The organism is Mycobacterium colombiense CECT 3035 (assembly GCF_002105755.1).
GTDB classification, from domain to species: domain Bacteria; phylum Actinomycetota; class Actinomycetes; order Mycobacteriales; family Mycobacteriaceae; genus Mycobacterium; species Mycobacterium colombiense.
Genome location: NZ_CP020821.1, coordinates 82,732 through 108,654, shown reverse-complemented (window position 1 = coordinate 108,654; position 25,923 = coordinate 82,732). Strand labels below are relative to the sequence as shown.

Genomic DNA, 25,923 nt, shown 5'->3' with positions numbered 1-25,923 from the left:
GCTATCCCGTCGGGCAGGTCGTCGCGGCCTGCCGCAGCACGCCGGTCGAGGCCTGGTCCACCGGCAGCGAATAACCCCGTAGCACCGCGATGAACTGCATGGCGTACTGACAGGCGAACGCCGCGTTCGGCGGCATCCACTGCGCCGGTGGTGAATCGCCCTTGTCCTGATTGGCCTGCCCGTCGACGGCCAGCAGGTTGGCCGGATCGTTGGCGAAGCGCAGCCGCTCGGCGGCGGGCCAGCCGCTGGCGCCCATGTCCCAGGCGTAGGCGAGCGGGACGATGTGGTCGATCTGAACGGATTCGCCGACCTTGGGCCCGCGTTGGAACGCGATGGTCTTGTTGGTGTAGGGGTCGTGCAGCGTGCCGGTGGCCACCGCGTCCGGGCACCGCTTGACCGACACGTAGGTCTTGTCCACGAGATCGCGGTTGAGGATGTCGTCGCGGGTGTCACATCCGTTGTGCCCCATCGGGGCATCGTTGTCGTCGTCCCAGGCGTCGCCGAATGCCGACCGCAGGTAGTCATAGCGGTGCTGGCGCAGCGGCACCACGGCGACGCCCGCAAGCACATCGGTGCCGGGCTGCACCGTCGGAACGTCGGCGCGCGCGGCGTATTCGGCCGAATGCCGGGCCGTCGAGGAGCCCACCGTCTGGTAGGCCACCAGCAGCGCGAGCGCCGCCGCCGCGGCCAGCCACAGCAGCACTTTGCGGTTCACGACTTGTCCAGATATTCGATGCGGTCCGTGTCGGTGAATCGCGCCGCCAGCACGGTCAGGCCGGGGTTGGAGCTGTCGTCGGTGTAGGCCTGGACGCAGAAGTCCCGGGCCGCCTCGATGAACTCCTGATGGTCTGCCAACGACAGCAGCCGCAGGGTGATCGCCCTGCCGGACTGGTTGCGGCCCAACACATCTCCCTCCCGGCGTTCCTTGAGGTCGAGGTCGGCCAGGGCGAAACCGTCCAACGTCCCGGCCACCGCTTTCAGCCGCCGGCCGGCCGACGAACCCGGCGCGGACCAGCTGGCGAACAGGCACAGGCTGGGATGGCGGCCGCGGCCGATCCGGCCGCGCAGCTGATGCAGCTGGCTGATGCCGAACCGGTCGGCGTCCATCACCAACATGACGGTGGCGTTGGGGACGTCGACGCCCACCTCGATGACGGTGGTGCACACCAGCACATCGACCTCGCCGGCCCGAAAGGCCGCCATCGCGGCGTCCTTCTCCTCCGCCGAGAGCCGCCCGTGCATCAGGCCCAGCCGCAGGTTGGCCAGCTCCCCCGAGCCCAGCCGGGCATACAGGCCCTCGGCGGTCTCCGGGGCCCTGCCGTTGGGCTCCTGATCGCCCGGGTCGTCGCTCTCGTCGATGCGCGGCGCCACCACGTAGGCCTGGCGTCCGGCGGCGACCTCCTCGGTGATGCGCTGCCACGCCCGGTCCAGCCACGCCGGCTTGTCCTTGACGAAGATGACGTTGCTGGTGATGGGCTGGCGGCCGCGCGGAAGTTCGCGCAGCGTCGAGGTTTCCAGGTCGCCGTAGACGGTGAGCGCGACCGTGCGCGGAATCGGTGTCGCCGTCATCACCAGCAGGTGCGGGGTCACGCCGGGACGGGCCTTGGCGCGCAACTGATCTCGCTGCTCGACGCCGAAGCGGTGCTGTTCGTCGACCACCACCATGCCCAGGTTGTCGAATTCCACCGCGTCCTGCAGCAGCGCGTGGGTGCCGACGACGATGCCGACCTCGCCGCCGGCGATCTCGGCGCGGATCTGCTTCTTCTGCGCGGCGGTCATCGAACCGGTCAGCAGCGCCAGCCGGGTCCCGTTGTCGGCACCGCCGAGCTGGCCCGCCATCGCCAACGGACCGAGCACGTCACGAATCGACCGGAGATGTTGCGCGGCAAGCACTTCCGTCGGCGCCAACAGCGCGCACTGGTAGCCGGCGTCGACCATCTGCAGCATCGCCAGCACCGAGACTATCGTCTTGCCGGACCCCACCTCGCCCTGCAGCAGGCGGTTCAGCGGGCGGGTCGCCGCCAGCTCGTCGGTCAGCACGCCGAGCACCTCGCGCTGCCCCGCGGTCAGCTCGAAGGGCAAGCGCCCCAACAGTTCCGCGACCAAACCGTCCGTGCGCGGCGGCGCCGGCGGGCCCGACTCCGACAGCTCCCCGTGGCGGCGGGCCACCAGCGCCCACTGCAGGCCGACGGCTTCGTCGAAGGTCAGGCGCTCCCGCGCCCGCTGCCGCCGCGGCTCGCTCTCGGCCAGATGGATGTCGCGCAACGCCTCGTCTTCGGAGACCAGGCCGAGTTTTGCGCGCAGGCCCTCCGGCAGCGGATCCGGGACCGGGTCGAGCATGTCGAGCACTTGGCGCACGCACGAAAAGATGTCCCAGCTCTGCACTTTCGTGCTGGCCGGATAGATCGGGAAAAAGTGGCGTTCGTAAGCGTCCAACAGTTCCTCACCGCTGGTCGCGCCCGAGGCCTTGGCGATGTTCTTCAGAGATCGGGTCCCGCGGTTACGCCCATCCGGGGAGTCGAGGATGAGGAACGCCGGGTGGGTCAGCTGCATGACGTTGTTGAAGAACCCTACCTCCCCCGACAGCATCACCTTGGTGCCTTCGGTCAGATCCTTTTTCAGGTAATTCGCGTTGAAGAACGTCGCGGTCACCTTGTTGCGCCCAGCGCCCAGGGTGATGCGGTGGCACAACTTCTTCGGGGTCTTCTTCATCGGGAACGTCTTGGTTTCCGCGATCGTGTCGATGATGGTGATGTGCTCGCCCGTTTCGGGCCGCTCGCCGTCGGCGTCCCACCGCGTCGCGCCCTCGGTGTAGCTGCGCGGGTAGTGGCGCAACAGGTCGTCGACGGTGCGGATGCCGAACACCTCGTCGAGCGATTCGGCGGCCTTGGCGCCCACGACGAAGTCCAGCCGGTCGGTCAGCGACACCATCGCTACTCGACCCCGATCAGCAGCGCGTCACCGTGGTGGCCGGTGCGGTAGATCACCAGTTCGGTCCCGGGATGGTGGTCGTGCATGTGCTCTTCCAGGATGTCGCCGACCGCGCCCGCGTCGCCGTCGGTGTCGACGGCGGCGCCCAGCAGCACCGTGACCAGGTCACCGCCGGAGGCCAGCAGCAGATCGAGCAGGCCGATCGCGGCCCCGACCGCGTCGGCGGCCACGATCAGCACCTCGTCGCCCGCGATGCCCAGGCCGTCGCCGGGGTGGCAGCGCCCCGCCCAGGTCAACGCGCTCTCGGTGGCGATGCGCACCGAGCCGTGCCGCGCCGCACCGGCGGCGCGCGCCATGGTGTAGCCGTCGTCCACCGCCTGCCGGTCGGTCTCGTGCACGGCCAGCGCGGCCAGGCCCTGCACCATCGACCCGGTCGGGATCGGCACCACGTCGATCCCCCACCCGATGGCCGCGGTGCAGCCGGCCACCAGCTCCTCGGCGGCCACATAGCCGTTGGGCAGCACCATCACCTGGGCGGCGCCGGTGTCGACGACGGCCCGCATCAGCTGGTGCGCGCTGATATTGGTGACGGCGTCGTCCGCCGCGGGGTCGCGCTGCAGCACGCAGGCGCCCTCCCCGGCGAACAGGTCGGCCGCGCCGTCGCCGTCGACCACGGCCAGCACGGCGCGCTCCCGCGTCCAGCCGCCGGTGGGCAGCCCGGGAGTACCGGAGCTCAGCGCCGAGATGACGATCCGGCTGAGCCGCCCGGCGGCCAGTCCCGCCTCCACGGCGGCGCCGGCGTCGTCGGTGTGCACGTGGACCGAGTAGGTCCGCTGCGCCGACGACGGGGCGGAGGCGATTCCCACCGAATCACCCAGCTCCCCCAGCCGGTCGCGCAGCGTGTCCGCGGCCGCGGGCTCGCAGCCGTCCAGCCGGTACATCACCTCGAACTGGGGCGCCGGGCGCTGTGCGGCCGCCTCCGGCTGGGGCGCTCGCGGTGACAGCTCGTAGACGGTGCGGGCCGGCGCCTGCCCGGCGATGGTGGAGCGCAACGCGTCCAGCAGCACCAGCAGACCGCGCCCGCCGGCGTCCACGGCACCGGCGTCGGCCAGCACGTCGAGCTGTTCGGGGGTCTTTTCCAGCGCCACCACCGCCGCGTCGCCGGCGGCGATGACCGCAGGCACCAGCCCGTCTCCGGCGCACTGCGCCACCGCACCGGCGGCCGCGCGCAGCACCGACACGATGGTCCCGGGGACCTCCTCCCCGCCCATCGAGCTGATCACCAACTCCACTCCGCGCTGCAGCGCCGCGGCGAGGACGCCGGCGTCGATGTGGGCGAGCTCGCCCCCGGCGTCGGCCGCGGCCGACGCCGTGGCGTCGGCGATGCCGCGCAGGATCTGCGAGAGGATCACCCCGGAATTGCCGCGCGCGCCGTTCAGCGCGCCCGCCGACAGCGCCGCCGCGGTCCGCGCTACGCAGGTCGAGCCGTCGGCGCCGGCGCCCACCTTGGCCTCGGCCAGCGCCGAACGCATGGTGAACAGCATGTTGGCGCCGGTGTCGGAGTCGGCGACGGGGAAGACGTTGAGCCGGTTGATCTCGTCGATGTGCGTGATCAGGTCGCTGACGGCGGTGTGCGCCCAGTCGCGCAGGGTGATCGCGTCGAGGAGACGATCCTGCGACGTGTCAGCGGTGCCCAGGGTGACCCACCTCCTCCGCACGAATTCCGGGGTGGGCGCCAGCGTAGCCGTGCGATGGAGCCGCTGCCTTCAGTTGCTCGGCGCCGTGGCGAAAGCCTGAGCAGCGAGCATCAGATCCATCTGATCGAGGGAGCCCTCGACGCCATTCACCCCCGCAAGGATAAACCGCGCGCGGGCTTAATAGCCCTGCCTGATACCGGGATTGGCCTGCCCCACGAGCATGCGCTGATTGCTGCCGTCGCGGCTCACCCCGTATCGACTCATCTGATAGTTGATCGACGCGCACGCGGCGGCCACCGGATCCCATGCCGAGTTCGACGTGCCCGCCTGGTGAAAAGCCGCGAAGGTATCGGGCATCACCTGCCACGGTCCCCGGGTCGCGTGGAGCGGGCCTCCGTCGAGTTGGGGCGGCCCGTAGGCGTTGCTGTCCGACAGGTTGATGGCGTTCGAGTGGAACTGCGCCTCGTGATCGGCGATGGTCATCATTCCCTCGATCCAACGGCCGCGGGCCGGCGCGTCGGTGATCCCAATCCGGGTGAGCGCCTCTTCGAGGTAGCCGCGCACCGCGTCCGGTCCGTCCGGCCACGCTTCGCGACCGTCGAATGCGACCTCCCGCAGCTGGATCCCGCGGACGGCGACAACCTCTTGCACCGCCGCCCGGCGACCGTCGGGTTGCCACCACGACGCTGCGTTGCCGGCCTGGCCGGCCCACGCCGCTTTCGGTCCCAGCCCGCCACCGCCGGCCGGGGTGTTACCCGAGGTGCCGCCGATGGCGATGCTGCCCAGCGCCGTCACCACCAGATAGGCCGCCGCGACCCGCCGCCACCGTGCTGTTAACCGTCGTACGCCCGCCGGAAAGCCCCGTCGGCTGTCGACGCGGGCGCAACCAGCGGTGTTTTCGGCGCGCGCAACCACTCCGCGCACTCCCCTCAAGCCTGCCGATATTTGCTTCCCAGCCTCATCCGCAGCTCTGCGCGGGCCGGCACCACCGGGAAGAAGACTTCAGCCAAGTCAGCGCACCGTCCGCGCCTGATACGCGACCGCGCCGACCATCGGCGGCGACGCCATCCTAACGGCGGTTCGCCCGCGCAACCCCGATCCGGCCGGTAACTGTGATCGACTCGATGTCGGCGGTGCCAGGGGCTCCAGCACACAGCCGACCTGCCGCGAGCCGGCGAAGCCGGTGGTGACCGTTTTGGTGGTTGCCACCACAGTCGGTATTCTGGTTGAGCCCGGGTGAACCTGGGCTGTCCCGGCCAGATTGCCGGACCCCCGAGATTTGAGGAGCTTGAACAATGGCCGCTGTGTGCGAGATCTGCGGGAAAGGCCCCGGCTTCGGTAAGTCGGTGTCGCACTCCCACCGCCGCACCAGCCGCCGGTGGGACCCGAACGTCCAGACGGTGCACGTCGTCACCCGCCCGGGCGGCAACAAGCAGCGTCTGAACGTCTGCACGTCCTGCATCAAGGCCGGCAAGGTCGTCCGGGGCTAGAGGCCGCAGCTACATCACGATGTGCCCGGCGTCGACGGGCACCGACACGCCCGTCACGTAGCGGGCTTTCGGGCCGGCCAGCCACAGCACCGCCTCCGTCACGTCCTGCGCTTCGACCAGCGGCACGTCCGGCAGCAGCATCTGGGATACCGCGGGGTTCGGGTTCTCCAGCATCCGGTTGACCACGAAGTCGTTGAGGATCATCGGCGTCATGACGCCGGCCGGGTGGATCGAGTTGACCCGAATCTTGTGCGGCGCATAGGCATTCGCGGCCGAACGCATCAACCCCACCACGCCGTGCTTGGATGCGGCGTAGGCGAACATCGCGGAACTGCCGTCGCCGCCCCGGCCGGTCAGACCCTGCGACGAGCTGATCATCACGACCGAGCCGCCCCGTCCCTTGCGGATGATCGACGGCACCGTCGCGAGCAGCGTGTGCCAGACCCCCTTCAGGTTGGTGTCCACGATCGAGTTGAACACCGGCTCGGAGTGGGCGTCGGTGTCACCGATCGCCACCACGCCCGCGTTCGCGATGACGATGTCCACCTCTCCGACGGCGTCGATCCCGCCCTGCACCCCGGCCTCCAGCTGTGCGAGATCGCGCACGTCGGCGACCACGGGCACCGCCTTGCGGCCGGCGGCTTCGACCAGCCGTACCGTCTCCTCGAGATCGTCCTTGGTCCCCAGGGCGTAGGGGATCGCCTCGAGATCGGCGCAGATGTCGACGGCGATGATGTCGGCGCCCCGCTCGGCCAGCGCGACGGCGTGGCTGCGGCCCTGGCCGCGCGCGGCGCCGGTGATCACGGCAACCTTGTCGTCGAATTCACCCATGACTACACCTCCAGTGTCGTGCCGGTCTCGCGCTCGGCGAAGGCCACCAAGCGTCCGGCGGTGTCGTAGTCGCACGCCAGCGCCGTGCGACCGATGAGCACCGGGCCGCCGCGCAGCCCGAACCTGCCGCTGACGCCGACGTAGCTGCCCGGCGGGATCGGCTCGCTGATGCAGTAGAGCGTGGGCGCCGCACCTTCGTCGATGTCGTTGGCCAGCCGGTCGGCCACCAGCTTGACACCCTTGTGGGCCAGCGACATGAGGGGCGAGTCGCCCAGGTTCGACAGGTTGGAGGCCACCCAGCCCGGATGGGTGAGCTGCGTGACGATCGGCGACCCGGCCGCGCGCAGCCTGCGGTCCAGCTCCAGCCCCCACAGCATCACCGCGAGCTTGGACTGCGCGTAGGCGCCCAACCGCGTCCACTTGTGCTGCCGCAGGTGCAGGTCGTCGAGCCGCAGCGTGGCCGACCGGTGCGCGTCGGAGCCGACGTTGATGACCTGCGAGCGCACCTTGCCCAGCAGCAGATTGGTCAGGGCGAAGGGCCCGAGCAGGTTGGTGCCCAGCGTCATCTCGAAGCCGTCGACCGTGTCGGTGCGCCGGTCGGTCAGGGCACCGGCGTTGTTGATCAGGATGTCCACCGGCTCGTGGATTTGGGCGGCGAACGCGCGCACCGACGACAGGTCGGCGAGGTCGAGCTTGACCACGGCAGTCGAGCCGCCAATTTCGGTGGCGCGTTGCTCGCCGAGCTGGGTGTTGCGCACCGCCAGGATCACGTGCGCACCGGCTTTGGCGAGCGCACGCGCGGTGCCGAGCCCGACGCCGTTGGTCGCTCCGGTCACGATCACGCGTTTGCCGGTCAGGTTGCCGAGCCGGCTCGGCGTCCACGGTAAGGTCACGGCGATCCAGAGTAATGGTCGGTTCTATGTAAGTTGGACCGGTTCTGCCAACATTGTTGCGGAACAGAGCGGAAGACTCCCGAGGCGGTTCGACAATGAGTGACAGCGCCACCGAGATCACCAACCTCATCTACACGTATGCGCAGCTTCTCGACGGCGGCGACCTGGACGGGGTGGCCCGGCTCTTCGAGCACGGCCGCATCTGCGGGGTCCAGGACGGCCCGCCCGAGACGGTGTTCGCCGGCTCCGCCCGGGTGCGCGAGATGTATGACATGGCCACGCGGATCTACGAAGACGGCACCCCGAAGACGAAACACAACACCACCAACGTCCAGCTCTACATCGACGAGGTGGCCGGGACCGCGCGGAGCACCTCGTATTACTGCGTCACCCAGGCCACCCCGGAACTGCCGCTGCAGGTCATCGTGACCGGGCATTACCAGGACACGTTCCACCGCGTCGACGGGGCCTGGTGCTTCGACAGCCGCACCATGTTCGTCGACCAGGTCGGCGACGTCAGCCGGCATCTGAAGTTCTGACCCGTGGCATCCGCGCGCGCGTCCGACGGCCCCTTCGTCCCGGCCGCGGTGCTGGCCGACGCGCAGCGCAAGGAAGACCTCACCGATTGGGGTCCCGGCGAATTCGAGGGGCCGCTGGCCGTGTTGCTGGCCGACTATGCCCGCGCCGACCTCAACGCCGTCGGCACGCACATCCTGCGGTCGGGCATCGTGCACAGCCTGCGCATGCGGCTGCGCACCCAGGAGTGGATCCGCCGGCATCAGGAGATCCTCGACGAGCGAGTGGCCGCGCCGATCGTCGTCGTGGGAATGATGCGCAGCGGCACCACGCTGCTGCAGCGGCTGCTGGCCGCGGATCCGCGCTTCGTCTGCGCGTACGGCTGGGAAGTCGTCGAGGCCGCCCCGCGGCTGGACCATCGGTTCACCGGGGCCGCCGATCCGCGCATCGCGATCAGTGAAGCGCGCGAAGCGAAATCGCGCGAACTGGCGCCCGAATTGTTCGCCATCCACCCGATGTACGCGCGGGAGGCCGAGGAGGAGATCGTCTTTCTGGCCGACGCGTTCCTGTCGCACGTCCCGGAGTCGGGCGCGCACCTGCCGCACTACCGGTCCTGGCTCGACGGGCAGGACTTCTCCCCCGCCTACCGCTATCTGCACCGCATGCTGCGGTTCCTGCAGTGGCAGAAGAGGCAGCGTGGCGTGCAGGGCCGACGATGGGTGCTCAAATCGCCTGCGCACCTTGGGTATCTGGACCTACTGCGGGCGCAGTTCCCGGATCTGCACATCGTGCACATGCATCGCGACCCGCGCACCACGATCGCGTCGGGGGCCAGCCTGAATGCGACCCTGCACGCGATGCACGCCGACACCGTCGACGCGGACCGGGTCGGCGCGCAATGGCTGCAGCGGATGGGCTGGACCAATGATCGGGCGATGGCGATCCGCGACGGCTGGACCGATGAGGGTGCGGTGGTCACCGATATCGGATTCGACGAGGCGGTGGCCGACCCGATCGGTCAGGTGGCCCGTGTCTACGACGCCATCGGGCTGGCGCTGACGGCAGACGCCGAGGAGGCGATGCGGCGCTGGCTGGCGCACCGCCCCCCGGAGCTGGCGCGCCCGCCCTACGGGCTGGCGGACTACGGCCTGCGTCCCGAGCAGGTCGACGAGCGATTCGCGTTGTACAACAGGCGTTTTCGACAGCACATCGGAGGAACAGCACATGCCTGACCACCCGGTCGCAACGGCGTCCCAGCACGAACAGGAGCTGGCGGCCCTCGACCTGACCGAGCACCCGACCGTCAGGGCCGCCTACCGACGCGTCGCGCAGACCTGGCTCGGCCGGGCCAAGGCCTCGGACGCGATGCGCGAACGATTCGACGACGCGTTCGCCGAGGTGATGTTCTCGGCGGCGGTGTGGTCGTCCAACCAGGACAAGCTGCGGCCCAAGGTCAGCTGCATCACCCGGCTCGCGCACCCGGTGGACGGCCGCCGCATCCCCGGATCGCGTTGGGGGATCGACAATCCCGACAGCGTGTACCGGGTGATCCCGATCTCGGGCGACGAGCGCTACGAGATCCACGGCCGGGTCGGCGAACACCGGATGACCGAGAACTACTTCACGCTGTGGGACGCGCACATGGCCACCGTCGCGGTGCTCAACGGCCGCACCATGGCGGTCGACTCCGACGGCGGCTACACCATCACCGTCGACTCCGAACCCGCCAACGGCCGGCCCAACCACGTGCAGACCACCGCCGAAGCCCACGAGTTCTACATCCGCGACGTGCTGCTGGACTGGGGCCGCGACGATCCCAATCACATTGAGGTGCAACGGCTCGGCGGCCCGCCGGCTACCCCGGCGCGCACGCTCGACGAGCAGGCCGAGGCCACCGCGGCGATGATGGACTACTTCGCGAACTTCACCGGCAAGCTCAGCCACGGCGTCTACAAGATGCCGGCCAACCACTTCAACCTGGCGTGGTCGGCCGACAAGGTCGGCGCGATGCGCAACCAGGTGTACGTCATGGGCCGGTTCGACCTCGCCCCCGACGAGGCCTTCGTCGTCGACCTGAACGACGGTGGCGCCGAATACTTCACGGTGCCGCTGAGCAACATCTGGGGCACCACGCTCGATCTCGTCGACCGCACCGGCAGCCTCAACAAGTCGCAGTCGGTGGCAGGCGAGGACGGCTCGTACACGTATGTGATCTCGCCCGTCGATCCCGGCGTGGCGAACTGGATCGACTCCGACGGTCTGCGCGAGGCCATCTTGACGCTGCGGATGGCGGAGTTCGGCGAGACCGGTCCCCGCGAAGATCTCGGGGCACGCGGACGGGTGGTCAAACTGGACCGGCTCGACGCCGAGGTGCCGCACCTGCCGCGGGTGAGCGAGCAGCGGCGGGCCACCGAGCTGGCGCGGCGGCGCGAGGCCTATCTGCGTCGCCTGCCGGAAGGGACGATCTGACCATGACGCGCTGGCTGATCACGGGATGCTCCACCGGTTTTGGGCGCGAGATCGCGCGCGCCGCCCTGCACGCCGGCCACAGCGTGGTGGTGACCGCGCGGCGGGCCGAGGCGGTGGCCGACATCGCCGACGAATTCCCCGAGCGCGCGCTTGCCGTGGCCCTGGACGTGACCGAAGCGGACCAGATCGCGGCGGCGGTGGCGGCGGCCGACGCGGCGTTCGGCGGCATCGACGTCCTGGTCAACAACGCCGGCCACGGCTACCTGTCCTCGGTCGAAGAGGGCGAGGACGCAGAGGTTCGAAAGTTGTTCGACGTCAACTACTTCGGTGCCGTCGACATGATCAAGGCGGTGCTGCCGGCCATGCGCGCCCGCGGGTCCGGCCACATCATCAACATCTCCTCGATGACCGGTCTGGTGGCCAACCCGCCCAACGCCTACTACTCGTCGACCAAGTTCGCCCTGGAGGCGGTGACCGAGGCGCTGGCCGCCGAGGTGCGCCCGCTGGGCATCAAGGTGACCGCGATCGAGCCGGGCGCGTTCCGCACCGACTGGGCGACGCGGTCGATGAAGGAATCCGGCAGCCCGATCCCCGACTATGCCGACGTGGCCGCGCGCAAGGACCTGATCAAGCAATTCGCCGAGCACCTGCCCGGCGATCCGAAGAAGGTGGCCGACGCGGTGCTGATGGTGACCACGCTCGACGAACCGCCGCTGCGGCTGTTGCTGGGCCGTGACGTGCTGAAGGCCATGCGGGACAAGATCACTGCGATGTCGGCGTCGATCGAGGAGTGGAAGGCAGTCACGAAGGACGTGAATTTCGCGGACTCGTGATCCCACTCAGTCGCGCACGATGAGGACCGTCTTGCCGGCGCGCCTGCCGCCGTCACGGCTTTCATACGCCTCGCGGCCGTCGTCGAGGCCGAAGGTCTGGGCGATCGCGACGTGCAACCGGTCGCTGTCCACCAGCGCGGCGAGTTCGTCGAGCTGATCGCGATTCGGCGTGACGATGAAGAAGCTTGCGGTGACGCCGAACTCGTCGGCCCTGCCGGCCGGAGGGGGCGCCGACAAGGTGACCAGCCTGCCGCCGCGGCGCAGCACGGCGAACGAGCGCTCCACGGTCTGGCCGCCCACCGTGTCGATGACGACGTCGTAACCGGCGCCGGTGTCGTCGAAAGCCTCGGTGCGCACGTCGATCACGCGCTGCGCGCCGCAGCCGCGCAGCAGATTGGCGGTGTCGCTGCGCACGGTCGCGGTGACCCGCGCGCCCAGCATCGCGGCCAGCTGAACCGTCAACAGGCCCACTCCCCCGGCGCCTCCGGTCACCAGGACGGCCTCTCCCGGCCGCACCGCGGCGTGGTCGACCAACGCCTGCAGTGCGGTCAGGCCGGCCAGCGGCAGCGCGGCGGCCACGGCATGCGACACCGTCGACGGCTTGGTGGCCAGGTCGGCCGCGGGCACGGCGACGAAATCCGCCGCGGCGCCGTCGCGGTCGAATCCGATCAACCCGTACACCTCGGCGCCGGGCGCGAAATCCGTGACGTCGGGGGCAACCGCCTTGACGACGCCCGACACCTCGTGCGACGGGATCACCGGGACGCGGCTGGCCCCGTCGCGGATCCAGGTCTCGTCCCACGTCAACTCGTCGAAGGTGATCCCGGCCGCATGCACGGCCACCAAGGCCTCGCCGGCGGCCGGCACCGGCATCGGCGCCCGTTCGAGCACCAGCTGTTCCGGGCCGCCGCGGCGGTGCGCCCGCAGCGCGGTCATCTCGGTCACGGCAGGCGCCAATCGATCGCGTCGGCGCCCATCCCGGCCAGCAGCTCGTTGGCGCGGCTGAACGGGCGCGAACCGAAGAACCCGCGCGACGCCGACAGCGGCGACGGATGCGGCGACTCGATGGCTACGCAATTACCCTGGGCGAGAATCGGTTTGAGAGTCGAGGCGTCGCGGCCCCACAGGATCGCCACCAGCGGACGTGACCGCTGTGTCAGGGCCCGGATTGCGCATTCGGTCACCGGCTCCCAGCCCTTGCCGCGATGCGAGGCGGGATTACTGGGGCGCACCGTGAGAACCCTGTTCAACAGCAGCACGCCGCGCTGGGCCCAGGGCGTCAGGTCACCGCACGAGGGCGGCGGATGGCCCAGGTCCGCGGTGTACTCCTGGAAGATGTTGGCCAGGCTGCGCGGCAGCGGCCGCACCTCGGGCGCCACCGAAAAGCTCAGCCCCACAGCGTGTCCGGGTGTCGGATACGGGTCCTGCCCGACGATCAGCACCCTGACGTCGTCGAAGGGATAGGTGAAGGCGCGCAACACATTCGGTCCCGCCGGCAGGTACCTGCGCCCGGCCGCGATCTCGGCCCGCAGGAACTGCCCCATCTCGGCCACCTGGTCGGCCACCGGCTGCAGCGCACTCGCCCAGCCCGGCTCGACCAGTTCACCCAACGGACGCGCGGTCATCATCGGCTCTTCGCGATCGCGTAAACGGTCACCGCGTCACCCTAATACGACTGCCAGCCGGCGTAGCCGCTCCACTCCTGATCGTCGACCAGCACCCGGGCCGGCCCGTCCAGAACCCGCCCGATGATGCGCCATCCGGCCGGCGCCGGGCCGGCGAAGCACGCCACCAGCGCATGGTCCTCCCCACCGCCCAGCACCCAATGCCAGGGATCGGCGCCGACGGCGGCCGCGGCGGCGCCGAGCGCGTCGCGGTCGGCGGCCAGCGCGGCCGTGGACAGATCCATGCCGACTCCCGACGCCTCGGCGACGTGGCGCAGGTCGGCGATCAGGCCGTCGGAGACGTCGATCATCGCCTGCGCGCCCCCGGCCGCGGCCACCGCTCCCTGACCGTAGGGCGGCTGCGGCACCGCATGCCGGCGCCGCAGCTCTTCGAAGCCGTCAATGCCGTTGCCCCACAAGTCGAATCCCGCGGCCGAGTGGCCCAGGTCGCCGGCGACGGCGATCAGCGCACCGGGCTTCGCGCCCGAGCGCCGCACCGGTGCGCGCCCCTCCGGGTCGCCCAGCACTGTCACGGAGATGACCCACTGCGGGCAACCGACCAGGTCACCGCCGGCGATGCCGGCACCGATCCGGTCGGCCTCGTCCCACATCCCGTCGACCAGGGCGTCCACCTTCGCCGCCGGAGTGTCGCCGGGGGCGCCGAAGGCGACCACAAACGCCGTCGGCCGCCCGCCCATCGCCTCGATGTCGGCGGCGTTCTGCGCGATCGCCTTGCGCCCGATGTCGTGCGGCGTCGACCAGTCCAGCCGGAAGTGCCGGTCCTGCACCAGCATGTCGGTCGACACCAGCACGCGGCCGTCGCCCGACGTCACCAGCGCCGCATCGTCGCCAGGCCCGAGAGCGACCGCGGCGGGCTGCTCGCGACCCCGGACCAGGCGATCGATCACCGCGAACTCACCGAGTTGCCGCAGCGACTCGCCCGATTCGTCTTGCACGCCACCCACGATAGGGCTCGTGCGGTCGCGCGGACCGCACCGGAGGAACCCCGCGGCTACCCGGGCCGGTATCGGCCCGAGAATAAATTGGCACCCGGGTAAACGAGGGCGATAGTAGTGAGCGAGACAAGGAGGTAGGGGCGGTGACAGCCGAGGCGGACTCCGATGCCGGGCCGCCGCGCGCGCTGATCCTCGTCGCCATCGCGCTGGCGGTCGCGACGATCGGCGTGATCCTGGCCATCGCGGCCACCCGCGAGGCGCCCCCGCGTGCGGTGGCCGTTCCCGCGGTTCCGGCGCCGCAGGCCGACGGCTCCGCGTGCCGGGCGCTGATGGGCGCGCTGCCGCAGCGGCTCGGGGACTACCAGCGCGCGCCCCTCGAGCAGCCGGCCCGCAGGGCGCCGCCGCCTGGCGCAGCGGGCCGGACGGTGAACCGGTGGTGCTGCGCTGCGGGCTGGACCGCCCGGCCGAGTTCGTCCTGGGATCCCCGATCCAGGCCGTCGACCGGGTGCAGTGGTTCCAGGTGCGTGCCGAACAGCAGTCCGCCGGGGACGCGGGCAGATCCACCTGGTACGCGGTGGACCGCGGGACCTATGTGGCGCTCACGCTGCCGGCCGGATCGGGCCCGACGCCGATCCAGCGGTTGTCCGAGGTGATCGACCACAGCATCCCGGCGGCGCCGATCGACCCGGGCCCGCCGAGTTAGCGCAGACCCACGCCGCGCGCCAGCGCGGTCTCGACCATCGTCGCCAGCAGGGTCGCGTAGTCCACGCCGCTGGCCGCCCACATCCTCGGGTACATCGAGATCGTGGTGAATCCCGGCATGGTGTTGATCTCGTTGAGCACCGGCCCGTCCTCGGTGAGGAAGAAGTCCACCCGGGCCAGCCCCTGACAGTCGATGGCCCGGAACGCCCGGACCGCCAATTGGCGCACGGTGTCGGCGATTTCGTCGTCCACCTTGGCGGGCACATCCAATTCGGCCGCGTCGTCAAGGTATTTGGTGGAGAAGTCGTAGAAAGAATCCTCCCGGCCGCGCACCCCGGCCACCCGGATCTCGCCCAGCGTACTGGCTTCCACTGTGCCGTCAGGCATTTCGAGCACGCCGCATTCCAGTTCGCGGCCAACGATGGCCGCCTCGACGATGACCTTGGGGTCGTGACGGCGCGCGGCGGCGATCGCGCCGTCCAGCTGATCCCAGCTCGATACCCGGCTCACGCCGATCGACGAGCCGCCCCGCGCGGGTTTGACGAACACCGGCAGGCCCAGCCGCTCGCACTCCTCGGGCGCCAGCCTCGAGCGCGACGGGCGCAGCACCGCGTAGTCGCCGACCGGCAATCCTTCGGCGGTGAACAGCTTCTTGGTGAACTCTTTGTCCATGCCGGCGGCGCTGGCCAGCACACCGGCCCCCACATACGGCACCCCCGCCAATTCCAGCAGACCCTGGATGGTGCCGTCCTCGCCGTAGGGACCATGCAGCACCGGAAAGATCACGTCGACCGACGCCAGCACCTCACTGGCGCCCGGTGCCAGCGAGACCAGCTCGCCGCCGCGCCGGGGATCGGCCGTCAGCGCCAATTCGGTTCCGGAGTCCGATGTCACCTCGGGCAGTTGGCGGTCGGTGATCGCCAGCGCGGCGGGGTCGCCGTCGGTGAGCACCCACGAACCCTGCGGGGTGATGCCGATCGCGACCACATCGAACCGCTCCGGGTCCAGGTTGCGCAGAATGCTGCCTGCCGAGACGCATGAGATGGCGTGTTCGTTGCTGCGCCCGCCGAACACGACGGCGACGCGCACCCGATCGCCACCCCGCGAGCCGGGGTGCGGCGTCGACCGCTCGCTGGCACTCACAATGTCAAGAGGCTACCGGGTGGCACCCGAACCGGTCGGGTGGCGGGCCTTTGCCTGGCCTTATTCATACGTTCGGCGCCGCTTATTCGGGCTTGGTGCTGCGGCCCAGGAGCAGGGCCATCGCCTCGTCGACCGACAACCCTTTGTGGCACACGCGGTCCACGGCGTCGGTCAGCGGCATCTCGACGTCGTAACTGGCGGCCAGCGCCAGCACCGACTCGCAGGACGTCACCCCCTCGACGACGTGTCCGTCGCCGCCGTCCGGCGTGCCGCCCAACAGGGACTGGATGGTCGCCCCCCGGCCGAGCCGTTCGCCCAGGGAACGGTTGCGCGACCGCGGCGAGCTGCAGGTGGCCACCAGGTCGCCCACCCCGGCCAGCCCGGCCAGCGTCGCGCCCTTGGCGCCGAGCGCAATGCCCAGCCGCATGATCTCGGCCAGGCCGCGGGTGATGATCGCCGCCGTGGTGTTCTCGCCGAGGCCGACGCCGACGGCCATCCCGCACGCCAGGGCGATGACGTTCTTGCAGGCCCCGCCGATCTCGGTGCCGACCACGTCGCTGTTGGTGTACGGGCGGAAGTAGCCGCTGTTCAGCATGCGCTGCAGGGCAACGGCCCGGCCCGAGTCGCTGCACGCTATGACGGTCGCGGCCGGCTGACATGCGGCGATCTCGCTGGCCAGGTTCGGCCCCGAGATCACCGCGATCTGAGAAGGGTCGACGCCGGTGACCGAGACGATGACCTGGCTCATCCGCATCAGCGTGCCCAGCTCGATACCCTTGGCCAGGCTGACCAGGGTCGCGCCCGCGCGAATCAACGGCGCCCAGCGCTCGAGGTTGGCGCGCATCGTCTGCGCCGGCACCCCCAGCAACACCGTCGATGCGTCGCGCAGCGCGTCGGCGGCGTCGGCGGTGGCGCGGATGCCCGGCGGCAGCTCGGTGCCGGGCAGGTAGTCGGGGTTGTACCGGGTGGAGTTGATCTGCTCGGCGAGCTCGGGCCTGCGGGTCCACAGCGTGACCCCGGCCTCCGGTCCCCCCGCGTCGACCAGCACCTTGGCCAGCGCCGTTCCCCACGCCCCGGCACCCATGACCGCGACGGCACCCGCTGATGCGCTGGTCACGTACCACCCCCTGTCCGTGGTCGGTGTTGCTCACGCGGCAGGCGCGGCCGCTACACCCTAGATCAGCGACGGACCGGGCGTCACGCGCGCCGTGGCGCGGCGCTGGCAGGATGACATCTCATGACCGGCATACGGGCCAACGACGCAGGCGACGTGGCGTTGATCATCGCCGTCAAGAGGTTGGCCGCGGCCAAGACCAGGCTGGCCCCGGTCTTCTCGGCGCGCACCCGGGAGAGCGTGGTGCTGGCCATGTTGATGGACACGCTGACCGCCGCCGGACGCGTCCGCTCCCTGGGCTCGATCACCGTGATCACGCCCGACGACGCCGCGGCGGCCGCGGCCACCGAGCTGGGCGCCGACGTGCTGGCCGACCCGACGCCCGAGGGTCACCCGGATCCGCTGAACAACGCCATCGCCACCGCGGAACGCGCGGTGGGCAGTTCGTTCGCCAATGTTGTTGTGCTGCAAGGGGATTTACCCGCACTACAGACTCAGGAGCTGAACGAGGCGATCGCCGCGGCACGCCACCACCGGCGCAGCTTCGTCGCCGACCGGTTGGCGACGGGCACCGCCGCACTGTTCGCGTTCGGCAGCCCGCTCGCCCCCCAGTTCGGCCCCGATTCTTCGGCGCGGCACCGCAGTTCGGGCGCGATCGAGCTGACCGGCGCCTGGCCCGGCCTGCGGTGCGACGTCGACACTCCCACCGACCTGGCCGCCGCCCGCCGCCTCGGCGTGGGCGCGGCGACCGCCCGGGCCATCGCGCCGCACTGATTTCGATCACGCCTGGCAAATCTGTCCGACGGGTGAACGTCGTCCCAACGGCGAATGGATGTCCCCCGAGCGCTAGCAGCACCCGCGCGTGATGAGCAATGATCGCAGGGTGACTGAAATCGAAGCTGAGGCGCGACCCGACGAGAATTTGTGGCATTCGGGCGACTCGGCCGTGGCGGCACCACCGGCTGCGACCCAGGCCGCGCTGACCGATCTGCCGGACGATCGTTACCTCAACCGCGAACTGAGCTGGCTGGACTTCAACGCCCGCGTGCTGGCGCTGGCCGACGACAACTCGTTGCCGCTGCTGGAACGCGCCAAGTTCCTGGCGATCTTCGCCTCCAACCTCGACGAGTTCTATATGGTGCGCGTCGCCGGCCTCAAACGCCGCGACGAGATGGGGCTGTCGGTTCGCTCCGCCGACGGTCTGACGCCGCGCAAGCAGCTCGCCCTCATCGGGGAGCAGACGCAGCGGATCGCGACCCGGCACGCGCGGGTGTTCCTCGATTCGGTGCGGCCTGCGCTGGCCGAGGAAGGCATCCACATCGTCACGTGGGCCGACCTGGAGCAGGCCGAACGCGACGAATTGTCGGCTTATTTCACCGAACAGGTCTTCCCGGTCCTGACCCCGCTGGCCGTCGACCCCGCGCACCCGTTCCCGTTCGTCAGCGGGCTCAGCCTGAACCTGGCGGTCATGGTGCGCCAGCCCGAGGACGGCGGGCAGCACTTCGCGCGAGTCAAGGTGCCCAACAACGTCGATCGCTTCGTCGAACTCGCCGCCATCAACGACGCTGACGGCTCGGGGCGGACCATCGTCCGCTACCTGCCGATGGAAGAGCTGATCGCGGCCTTCCTTCCTCTTCTGTTCCCGGGCATGGACATCGTGGAGCACCACGCTTTCCGCATCACCCGCAACGCCGACATGGAGGTCGAAGAAGACCGCGACGAGGATCTGCTGCAGGCGCTGGAACGGGAACTGGCGCGCCGGCGGTTCGGCCCGCCGGTGCGGCTCGAGATCGCCGACGACATGACCGAGGGCATGCTGGAATTGCTGCTGCGCGAGCTCGACGTGCATCCCGGTGACGTCATCGAAGTGCCGGGCCTGCTCGACCTTTCGTCGCTGTGGCAGATCTACGGCCTGGACCGGCCCGCGCTCAAAGACCCGGCGTTCGTGCCGGACACCCACCCCGCGTTCGCCGACCGCGAATCTCCCAAGAGCATCTTCGCGACGCTGCGCGAGGGCGACGTCCTGGTGCACCACCCGTACGATTCGTTCTCCACCAGCGTGCAGCGCTTCATTCAGCAGGCCGCCGCGGACCCCAACGTGCTGGCGATCAAACAGACGCTGTACCGCACCTCCGGTGACTCGCCGATCGTGCGGGCGCTGATCGAAGCGGCCGAGGCCGGAAAGCAGGCCGTGGCGCTCGTCGAGATCAAGGCGCGCTTCGACGAACAGGCCAACATCCGGTGGGCGCGCGCACTCGAGCAGGCGGGCGTGCATGTGGTCTACGGGCTCGTCGGCCTCAAGACGCACTGCAAGACCTGCCTGGTGGTGCGCCGCGAGGGTTCGGCGATCCGGCGCTACTGCCACATCGGAACGGGCAATTACAACAGCAAGACCGCCCGCCTCTATGAGGATGTCGGCCTGCTGACGGCGAGCCCCGACATCGGCGCGGACCTCACCGATTTGTTCAATTCGCTTACCGGCTATTCGCGTAAGGTCTCCTATCGCAATCTGCTGGTGGCGCCGCACGGAATTCGCTCGGGCATCATCGAACGCGTCGAACGCGAGATCGAAGCGCACCGCGAACGCGGCAACGGGCGCATCCGCATGAAGATGAATGCGCTCGTCGACGAGCAGGTGATCGACGCGCTGTATCGGGCCTCGCAGGCGGGGGTGCGGGTCGAGGTCGTGGTGCGCGGCATCTGCGCGCTGCGCCCGGGCGCCGAGGGTTTCTCCGAAAACATTTTCGTCCGCTCAATTCTCGGCCGCTTCTTGGAGCACTCGCGGATCATCCATTTCCGCAACATCAACGAGTTCTGGATCGGCAGCGCTGACATGATGCATCGCAACCTCGATCGGCGGGTGGAAGTCCTGGCTCAGGTCAAGGACCCCAAGCTCACCGCGCAGCTCGACGAATTGTTCGAATCCGCACTGGATCCGTCCACGCGGTGCTGGGAACTGGGGCCCGACGGGCAGTGGACCCCGTCGCCACAGGAGGGCCATACCGTGCGTGACCACCAAGTATCGTTGATGGAGCGCCATCGCAGTCCTTAGCTCTGTGCGTGACTTCCGGTTGTTTCTCCGGGCCGCGGCGTGCTCAAGCGTGCGGCCCTGAGGTGAATTGATCTGCAGGAGTTGAGGTGCCGACCCAGAATTCGTCCACCCCTCGGCGCTCTGGAAGCCGAGTCGTCTATGCCGCCGGCGCGGTGCTGTGGCGACCGGGCCATGCTGACGCGGACGACAACGACGTCGAGATCGCCGTGATTCATCGCCCCCGCTATGACGACTGGTCACTGCCCAAAGGCAAGGTGGACCCCGGCGAGACGGCCCCGGTGGCCGCCGTGCGCGAGGTGCACGAGGAGACGGGCCAGCGCGCGATCCTGGGCAGGCGGCTCGACGTGGTGAGCTATCCAATCGACCAGGGCGTCAAAAAGGTCTACTACTGGGCGGCCCGCGCCACCGGCGGCGAATTCGTGCCGGGCAACGAGGTGGACCGGTTGCTCTGGCTTCCGCTGGCCGAGGCGATGCAGCGGCTCGACTACGCGCAGGATCGAAAAGTGTTGCGCCACTTCAACAAAAAACCCGCCGACACACAAACCGTGTTGGTGGTCCGGCACGGCACCGCCGGCCGCAAATCCCGTTTCTCCGGCGACGACGCCAAGCGACCGCTGGACAAGCGCGGACGCGCACAGGCCGAGGCGCTGGTTCCACAGCTGCTGGCCTTCGGTGCATCACAGGTCTACGCGGCCGACCGAGTCCGCTGCCACCAGACCGTGGAACCGCTTGCCGCGGATTTGGGAGTGCCCGTGCACAACGAGCCCGCCCTCACCGAAGAGGCCTATGCCAAGAACGCGAAACGCGCACGCCATCGAATGCTGGACATCGCCGAGCAGCACGGCACACCGGTTGTCTGCACGCAGGGCAAGGTGATTCCGGACCTGATCGCGTGGTGGTGTGAGCGCGATGGCGTGCGACCCGACAAGTCGCGCAACCACAAGGGCAGCACCTGGGTGCTGTCGCTGTTAGACGGACGATTGGTGGCCGCCGACCACATCGGCGGTGCGCTGGCCGCCAACGTCCGGGCCTAGCGTGATTGCGGTGGCCCGCCGCAAGCGCACGAATACCCTTCGGGGGCACCGCTGCCGCCCGAAGGGTATTCGTGTCTAGAGCTTGACTCCGCTTACTTGCGACCGCGACGCGCGGTCGTCTTCTTGGCGGGAGCCTTGCGGGCCGGAGCCTTGCTCGCGGCCTTCTTGGCCGGAGCCTTGGTCGCGGCCTTCTTGGCCGGAGCCTTCTTGACCGCGGCCTTCTTGGCCGGGGCCTTGGTCGCGGCCTTGCGCACCGGAGCCTTGGTCGCCGCCTTCTTGGCCGGAGCCTTGGTCGCGGCCTTGCGCACCGGAGCCTTCTTCGCCGCAGTCTTCTTGGCGGGAGCCTTCTTGGCCGCGGCCTTCTTGGCCGGAGCCTTCTTGGCGGCCGTCTTCTTGGCCGCACCACTACCCGCTACCACACCGCGCTTGACGGCCGGGCCGTCCGACGGGAGGCGCTGTGCGCCAGACACAACCGCTTTGAACTGAGCACCGGGGCGGAACGCCGGGACGGACGTCGGCTTCACCTTCACCGTCTCACCGGTCCGCGGGTTGCGGGCCACCCGCGCTGCGCGGCGCCGCTGTTCGAACACACCGAACCCGGTGATAGTGACGCTGTCGCCCTTGTGTACCGCACGCACAATGGTGTCGACAACATTCTCGACCGCAGCGGTCGCCTGTCGACGGTCCGTGTTCAATTTAGTTGTGAGCACATCAATGAGCTCTGCCTTGTTCATCAATCCCTCCGACACTAGTGGTCCTCGATTTGAACCGACTAGTGGACACGGTAAACCCTCACCCAGCAAATTTCCAAGAGCCACGCGCAATTTCAGGGCAAGGCGTCCGCAGATTTCGCAATCTGGTTGCCGCCCTTGACCGGTGGTGGTGTTAAAAATCGGCTCGGTTTAGTTAGCCGGTCAAGCAGAAAATCGGCGCCGGCCGACCACTCAGGAGGTGGGCAGAGTGCGCGGTTTCCAGTCCGGATACTCGATCTCGAATGCCTCGATTTTATCGAGTTTCCGCAGCGTAAGGGCTATATCGTCGAGTCCCTCGAGTAGCCGCCATGCGGTGTGGTCGTCAATCTTGAACGGCAGCACCGTCGTTCCCGCGGTGATATTTCGATCTTGAAGATTGACAGTGATTTCCAAGCCCGGGCTCTGCTCGATGAGCTTCCAGAGCAGCTCCACACCGTCCTGAGAAACTTCGGCCGCCAGCAGCCCCGCCTTGCCGGCGTTGCCCCGGAAAATGTCACCGAATCGAGACGAGATGACCACCCGGAACCCGTAGTCCATCAGTGCCCACACCGCATGCTCACGCGAGGAGCCGGTCCCGAAATCGGGCCCCGCGACGAGCACTGACCCCCGGTCAAAGGGGCTGAGGTTGAGCACGAATGACGGATCCGACCGCCAGCTGGCGAACAAGCCGTCCTCGAAACCGGTTCGGGTGACACGCTTCAAATACACCGCCGGAATGATCTGATCGGTGTCGACATTGGACCGCCGCAGCGGCACACCGATACCGGTGTGGGTGCGAAATGCTTCCATGCTCATCCCTTCACGAGTGGAATACGTCAGCTCAAATCGGCAGGAGCGGACAATGTGCCGCGAACGGCTGTCGCCGCCGCAACGGCCGGAGACACCAAATGCGTGCGGCCACCTTTACCCTGGCGCCCTTCGAAGTTGCGGTTGGACGTCGCCGCGCATCGCTCCCCCGGCGCAAGCTGGTCGGGATTCATCCCCAGGCACATTGAGCAGCCCGCTTGCCGCCATTCGGCGCCCGCGGACGTGAAAACCTCACCCAGCCCTTCGGCTTCGGCCTGCGCGCGCACCCGCATCGAGCCCGGCACCACCAGCATCCGCACCCCGGGCGCGAGCTTGCGGCCGCGCAGCACGTCGGCGACGACGCGCAGATCTTCGATACGACCGTTGGTACAAGAGCCCACGAACACCGTGTCAACGGCGATGTCACGCATCGGCGTGCCCGGTCGAAGGTCCATATACGCCAACGCTTTCTCAGCGGCCTGACGCTGCGCGTCGTCGGTCATCAACTCGGGATCGGGCACCGCGTCGGCCAGCGGAACGCCCTGGCCGGGGTTGGTGCCCCACGTCACAAACGGGCTGAGCGACGCGGCGTCGAGGTAGACCTCGGTGTCGAATTCGGCCCCGGGGTCGGTGTGCAACTGTTGCCAATAGCTCATCGCCGCATCCCATTGCGCCCCCTGCGGAGCGTGCGGGCGACCGCGCAGGAACTCGAACGTGGTTTCGTCCGGAGCCACCATGCCCGCCCGGGCACCGGCCTCGATGCTCATATTGCACACCGTCATCCGGCCTTCCATCGACAGCGATTCGATGGCGCTGCCGCGATATTCGATGACGTGGCCCTGCCCGCCACCGGTACCGATCTTGGCGATCAGTGCGAGAATGATGTCCTTGGCCGTCACGCCCGCGGGCAGCTGCCCGTCGACATTGACCGCCATCGTCTTGAACGGCCGCAGCGGAAGCGTCTGGGTGGCCAGCACGTGTTCGACCTCGGAGGTGCCAATTCCCATGGCCAGCGCGCCGAATGCCCCGTGCGTCGAGGTGTGACTATCCCCACAGACGACGGTCATTCCGGGCTGGGTGAGGCCCAGCTGCGGCCCGACCACGTGCACGATGCCCTGCTCCACGTCGCCCATTGGATATAGCCGCACACCGAATTCGGCACAATTTCGCCGCAATGTCTCGACCTGGGTCCGTGACACCGGATCGGCGATCGGCTTGTCGATATCGGTGGTCGGAACGTTGTGATCCTCGGTGGCCAACGTCAAATCGGGGCGCCGCACCGGCCGGCCGGCGAGGCGCAGGCCGTCGAAAGCCTGCGGGCTGGTGACCTCGTGCACCAGATGCAGATCGATGTAGATCAGGTCCGGCTCGCTGGCCCCACCGGACACCACAACGTGGTCATCCCAAACTTTTTCGGCCAGAGTGCGCGGTTTGGCGGCGGCCCCCGCCGCCCCTCGGTCGATTCCCATTCGAACTCGCCTCAATTCGCCTCGTTAGCGGCTCGTCGATCATTCGGGCTGTGATCTCAGAATGCGAGACGCTAGTATCTCCTTGTGAGACAGCATAGCGGCATCGGCGTCCTGGACAAAGCCGTGGGTATCCTCCACACGATCTCCCAATCACCCTGTGGGTTGGCCGAACTGTGTGAGCGCACCTCGTTGCCGCGCGCCACGGCGTACCGGCTGGCCGCCGCCCTCGAAGTGCACCGCCTGCTGGCGCGCGACGACGAAGGACGCTGGTGCCTCGGTCCGGCCGTCAGTGAACTGGCGGCCCACGTCAACGATCCGCTGCTGGCCGCCAGCGCCGCGGTACTGCCGCTGTTGCGCGAAACCACCGGGGAGAGCGTGCAGCTGTATCGCCGCGAGGGCACCGACCGCGTCTGCGTGGCCGCGCTGGAACCCGCTGCGGGCCTTCGCGATACGGTGCCGATCGGGGCGCGATTGCCGATGACGGCCGGGTCGGGCGCCAAAGTGCTGCTGGCCCATAGCGACGCGGCCACCCAGAAGGCCGTGCTTGCGACGGCGAAATTCACCGAACGAACCCTGGCCGAAGTGCGGCGGCGGGGCTGGGCCCAGAGCGTGGCCGAGCGCGAGCCGGGCGTGGCGAGTGTGTCCGCGCCGGTGCGCGATGGTCGCGGTGGCGTCGTCGCGGCCATCTCGGTCTCCGGTCCCATCGATCGGATCGGCCGGCGCCCCGGGGCGCGCTGGGCCGCCGACCTGTTGTCGGCCGCCGAGGCAATCACCCGTCGCCTCTGAGCCACCAGCGCACCGGGGATCGCAGGCGGCCTGACAGACTGACCGGCATGGGAACCAATCAGCGCGCGAGCATCGTCATGTCCGAAGACGAGGTCGCCGATTTCGTCGTGAAAAGCCGCACCGGCACGCTGGCCACCATCGGCGCCGACGGCCAGCCACACCTGACCGCCATGTGGTACGCCGTCGTCGACGGCGAGATCTGGCTGGAGACCAAGGCCAAGTCGCAGAAGGCGGTCAACCTCAAGCGCGATCCGCGGGTGAGCTTCCTGATCGAGGACGGCCACACCTACGACACACTGCGCGGGGTGTCCTTCGAGGGCGTCGCCGAAATCGTCGACGACCCCGACGTCTCACACCGCGTGGGCGTCAGCGTGTGGGAGCGCTACACCGGTCCCTACAGCGACGACATGAAGCCGTTCGTCGAGCAGATGATGAACAAGCGGGTCTGCGTTCGCATCGTCGCCCGTCGGGCTCGTTCGTGGGATCACCGCAAACTCGGCTTGCCGGCCATGCCGGTGGGTGGATCGACAGCACCGGCGGTCCTGGGGACCGGCCAGTAGCTGCGATATCTTGTAGCCCCGATGGGATTCGAACCCACGCTACCGCCGTGAGAGGGCGGCGTCCTAGGCCGCTAGACGACGGGGCCAGAAACGATCCGAGCAGTCAGCATAGCTCACCCCGCTAAGCCCACCTAATCGCTTGAGGCGGGGAGCTTTAGCGAGAGTTTTGCTGGGGTACCAGGACTCGAACCTAGAATGGCTGAACCAGAATCAGCTGTGTTGCCAATTACACCATACCCCATTGG

General features: G+C 68.9%; 24 protein-coding genes, 2 tRNA genes and 1 pseudogene. 11 read left to right on the top strand and 16 right to left on the bottom strand.

The window, feature by feature from the left end; translation table 11 throughout:
* Window position 1: 1 nt before the first annotated feature.
* From B9D87_RS00555 to B9D87_RS27875, 4 genes are all read right to left on the bottom strand, one after another.
* On the bottom strand, window positions 2-715 hold the full coding sequence (locus tag B9D87_RS00555) for an HNH endonuclease family protein (protein ID WP_007775441.1): 714 nt from the start codon (window positions 713-715) through the stop codon (window positions 2-4).
* Entirely contained in the window at window positions 712-2,931 is a 2,220-nt protein-coding gene (gene recG / locus B9D87_RS00550) for an ATP-dependent DNA helicase RecG (RefSeq protein WP_007775442.1), read from the bottom strand. Before recG ends, B9D87_RS00555 begins: the two co-directional genes overlap by 4 nt.
* Window positions 2,932-2,933: 2 nt before the next feature.
* Window positions 2,934-4,628: a DAK2 domain-containing protein gene (locus tag B9D87_RS00545; protein ID WP_085977885.1), complete on the bottom strand. Its 1,695-nt coding sequence runs from the start codon at window positions 4,626-4,628 to the stop codon at window positions 2,934-2,936.
* 177 nt (window positions 4,629-4,805) lie between these two features.
* Entirely contained in the window at window positions 4,806-5,552 is a 747-nt protein-coding gene (locus B9D87_RS27875; RefSeq protein ID WP_415623618.1) for a hypothetical protein, read from the bottom strand.
* A gap of 371 nt (window positions 5,553-5,923) precedes the next feature.
* Between B9D87_RS27875 and rpmB the strand changes: the two genes are divergently transcribed.
* A complete protein-coding gene (rpmB, locus tag B9D87_RS00530) occupies window positions 5,924-6,118 on the top strand; it encodes a 50S ribosomal protein L28 (RefSeq protein WP_007775450.1) in 195 nt (64 codons plus the stop codon).
* 9 nt (window positions 6,119-6,127) lie between these two features.
* Here the strand turns inward: rpmB and B9D87_RS00525 are convergent, their stop codons facing one another.
* Complete coding sequence (locus B9D87_RS00525) at window positions 6,128-6,949, bottom strand: mycofactocin-coupled SDR family oxidoreductase (RefSeq protein WP_007775452.1); 822 nt, start codon at window positions 6,947-6,949, stop codon at window positions 6,128-6,130.
* A 2-nt stretch (window positions 6,950-6,951) separates the two neighbouring features.
* A complete protein-coding gene (locus B9D87_RS00520) occupies window positions 6,952-7,842 on the bottom strand; it encodes an SDR family NAD(P)-dependent oxidoreductase (protein ID WP_007775457.1) in 891 nt (296 codons plus the stop codon).
* 95 nt (window positions 7,843-7,937) lie between these two features.
* On the opposite strand from B9D87_RS00520, the gene B9D87_RS00515 reads away from it, so the two are divergent.
* The 4 genes from B9D87_RS00515 to B9D87_RS00500 are packed head-to-tail and all read left to right on the top strand — an operon-like array spanning window position 7,938 to window position 11,660.
* Window positions 7,938-8,381, top strand: a complete 444-nt coding sequence (locus B9D87_RS00515) for a nuclear transport factor 2 family protein (protein ID WP_007775460.1) — start codon at window positions 7,938-7,940, stop codon at window positions 8,379-8,381.
* Window positions 8,382-8,384: 3 nt separating this feature from the next.
* The gene (locus tag B9D87_RS00510; RefSeq protein WP_007775464.1) at window positions 8,385-9,590 is read left to right on the top strand and encodes a sulfotransferase family protein; all 1,206 of its coding nucleotides are present in this window, start codon (window positions 8,385-8,387) and stop codon (window positions 9,588-9,590) included.
* Window positions 9,583-10,827 carry a hypothetical protein gene (locus B9D87_RS00505; RefSeq protein ID WP_007775467.1) on the top strand — a complete coding sequence of 415 codons (1,245 nt, stop codon included), beginning with the start codon at window positions 9,583-9,585 and terminating at the stop codon, window positions 10,825-10,827. The genes B9D87_RS00510 and B9D87_RS00505 overlap by 8 nt, the downstream gene beginning before the upstream one ends.
* 2 nt (window positions 10,828-10,829) lie before the next feature.
* A complete protein-coding gene (locus tag B9D87_RS00500) occupies window positions 10,830-11,660 on the top strand; it encodes an oxidoreductase (RefSeq protein ID WP_007775471.1) in 831 nt (276 codons plus the stop codon).
* Window positions 11,661-11,666: 6 nt separating this feature from the next.
* Here the strand turns inward: B9D87_RS00500 and B9D87_RS00495 are convergent, their stop codons facing one another.
* From B9D87_RS00495 to B9D87_RS00485, 3 genes are read right to left on the bottom strand one after another with little or no spacing between them, the layout of a single operon-like run.
* Complete coding sequence (locus B9D87_RS00495; protein WP_040631738.1) at window positions 11,667-12,596, bottom strand: NADP-dependent oxidoreductase; 930 nt, start codon at window positions 12,594-12,596, stop codon at window positions 11,667-11,669.
* Between the two features lie 5 nt (window positions 12,597-12,601).
* Window positions 12,602-13,285 (bottom strand): uracil-DNA glycosylase, encoded by a 684-nt coding sequence (locus tag B9D87_RS00490; protein ID WP_007775480.1) that lies wholly within the window; start codon window positions 13,283-13,285, stop codon window positions 12,602-12,604.
* A gap of 41 nt (window positions 13,286-13,326) precedes the next feature.
* A complete protein-coding gene (locus tag B9D87_RS00485; protein ID WP_101896826.1) occupies window positions 13,327-14,280 on the bottom strand; it encodes a thiamine-phosphate kinase in 954 nt (317 codons plus the stop codon).
* Window positions 14,281-14,423: 143 nt separating this feature from the next.
* Here B9D87_RS00485 and B9D87_RS00480 point away from each other — a divergent pair.
* A pseudogene (locus B9D87_RS00480) lies at window positions 14,424-14,983 on the top strand (DUF3515 domain-containing protein).
* Here B9D87_RS00480 and B9D87_RS00475 read toward each other — a convergent pair.
* Window positions 14,980-16,125 (bottom strand): D-alanine--D-alanine ligase family protein, encoded by a 1,146-nt coding sequence (locus B9D87_RS00475; RefSeq protein ID WP_007775489.1) that lies wholly within the window; start codon window positions 16,123-16,125, stop codon window positions 14,980-14,982. The pseudogene B9D87_RS00480 and the gene B9D87_RS00475 overlap by 4 nt on opposite strands.
* A gap of 82 nt (window positions 16,126-16,207) precedes the next feature.
* Window positions 16,208-17,209: an NAD(P)H-dependent glycerol-3-phosphate dehydrogenase gene (locus tag B9D87_RS00470; RefSeq protein ID WP_052002579.1), complete on the bottom strand. Its 1,002-nt coding sequence runs from the start codon at window positions 17,207-17,209 to the stop codon at window positions 16,208-16,210.
* Window positions 17,210-17,362: 153 nt separating this feature from the next.
* Between B9D87_RS00470 and cofC the strand changes: the two genes are divergently transcribed.
* The 3 genes from cofC (at window position 17,363) to mutT1 (ending at window position 21,325) form a co-directional block, all read left to right on the top strand.
* Entirely contained in the window at window positions 17,363-18,013 is a 651-nt protein-coding gene (gene cofC / locus B9D87_RS00465; RefSeq protein WP_007775495.1) for a 2-phospho-L-lactate guanylyltransferase, read from the top strand.
* An 88-nt stretch (window positions 18,014-18,101) separates the two neighbouring features.
* Window positions 18,102-20,291, top strand: coding sequence for an RNA degradosome polyphosphate kinase (locus tag B9D87_RS00460; protein WP_007775498.1), 2,190 nt, complete (start codon window positions 18,102-18,104; stop codon window positions 20,289-20,291).
* Between the two features lie 86 nt (window positions 20,292-20,377).
* The gene (gene mutT1, locus B9D87_RS00455; RefSeq protein ID WP_007775500.1) at window positions 20,378-21,325 is read left to right on the top strand and encodes an 8-oxo-(d)GTP phosphatase MutT1; all 948 of its coding nucleotides are present in this window, start codon (window positions 20,378-20,380) and stop codon (window positions 21,323-21,325) included.
* A gap of 92 nt (window positions 21,326-21,417) precedes the next feature.
* Here mutT1 and B9D87_RS00450 read toward each other — a convergent pair whose 3' ends face one another.
* The 3 genes from B9D87_RS00450 to leuC all read right to left on the bottom strand — a co-directional run bounded on the left by B9D87_RS00450 (window position 21,418) and on the right by leuC (window position 24,332).
* Window positions 21,418-22,059, bottom strand: a complete 642-nt coding sequence (locus B9D87_RS00450; protein WP_052002571.1) for an HU family DNA-binding protein — start codon at window positions 22,057-22,059, stop codon at window positions 21,418-21,420.
* A gap of 210 nt (window positions 22,060-22,269) precedes the next feature.
* Complete coding sequence (gene leuD, locus B9D87_RS00445; RefSeq protein ID WP_007775504.1) at window positions 22,270-22,866, bottom strand: 3-isopropylmalate dehydratase small subunit; 597 nt, start codon at window positions 22,864-22,866, stop codon at window positions 22,270-22,272.
* A gap of 26 nt (window positions 22,867-22,892) precedes the next feature.
* Window positions 22,893-24,332: a 3-isopropylmalate dehydratase large subunit gene (gene leuC, locus B9D87_RS00440; RefSeq protein WP_007775506.1), complete on the bottom strand. Its 1,440-nt coding sequence runs from the start codon at window positions 24,330-24,332 to the stop codon at window positions 22,893-22,895.
* A gap of 84 nt (window positions 24,333-24,416) precedes the next feature.
* On the opposite strand from leuC, the gene B9D87_RS00435 reads away from it, so the two are divergent.
* Both B9D87_RS00435 and B9D87_RS00430 read left to right on the top strand, forming a co-directional pair.
* A complete protein-coding gene (locus B9D87_RS00435) occupies window positions 24,417-25,118 on the top strand; it encodes an IclR family transcriptional regulator (RefSeq protein WP_007775507.1) in 702 nt (233 codons plus the stop codon).
* A 47-nt stretch (window positions 25,119-25,165) separates the two neighbouring features.
* Window positions 25,166-25,678, top strand: coding sequence for a pyridoxamine 5'-phosphate oxidase family protein (locus B9D87_RS00430; protein WP_007775509.1), 513 nt, complete (start codon window positions 25,166-25,168; stop codon window positions 25,676-25,678).
* Window positions 25,679-25,691: 13 nt separating this feature from the next.
* On the opposite strand, the gene B9D87_RS00425 is transcribed toward B9D87_RS00430, so the two are convergent.
* Both B9D87_RS00425 and B9D87_RS00420 read right to left on the bottom strand, forming a co-directional pair.
* A tRNA-Glu gene (locus B9D87_RS00425) sits at window positions 25,692-25,764 on the bottom strand.
* An 83-nt stretch (window positions 25,765-25,847) separates the two neighbouring features.
* Window positions 25,848-25,919 (bottom strand) — tRNA-Gln (locus tag B9D87_RS00420).
* Window positions 25,920-25,923 lie beyond the last annotated feature (4 nt).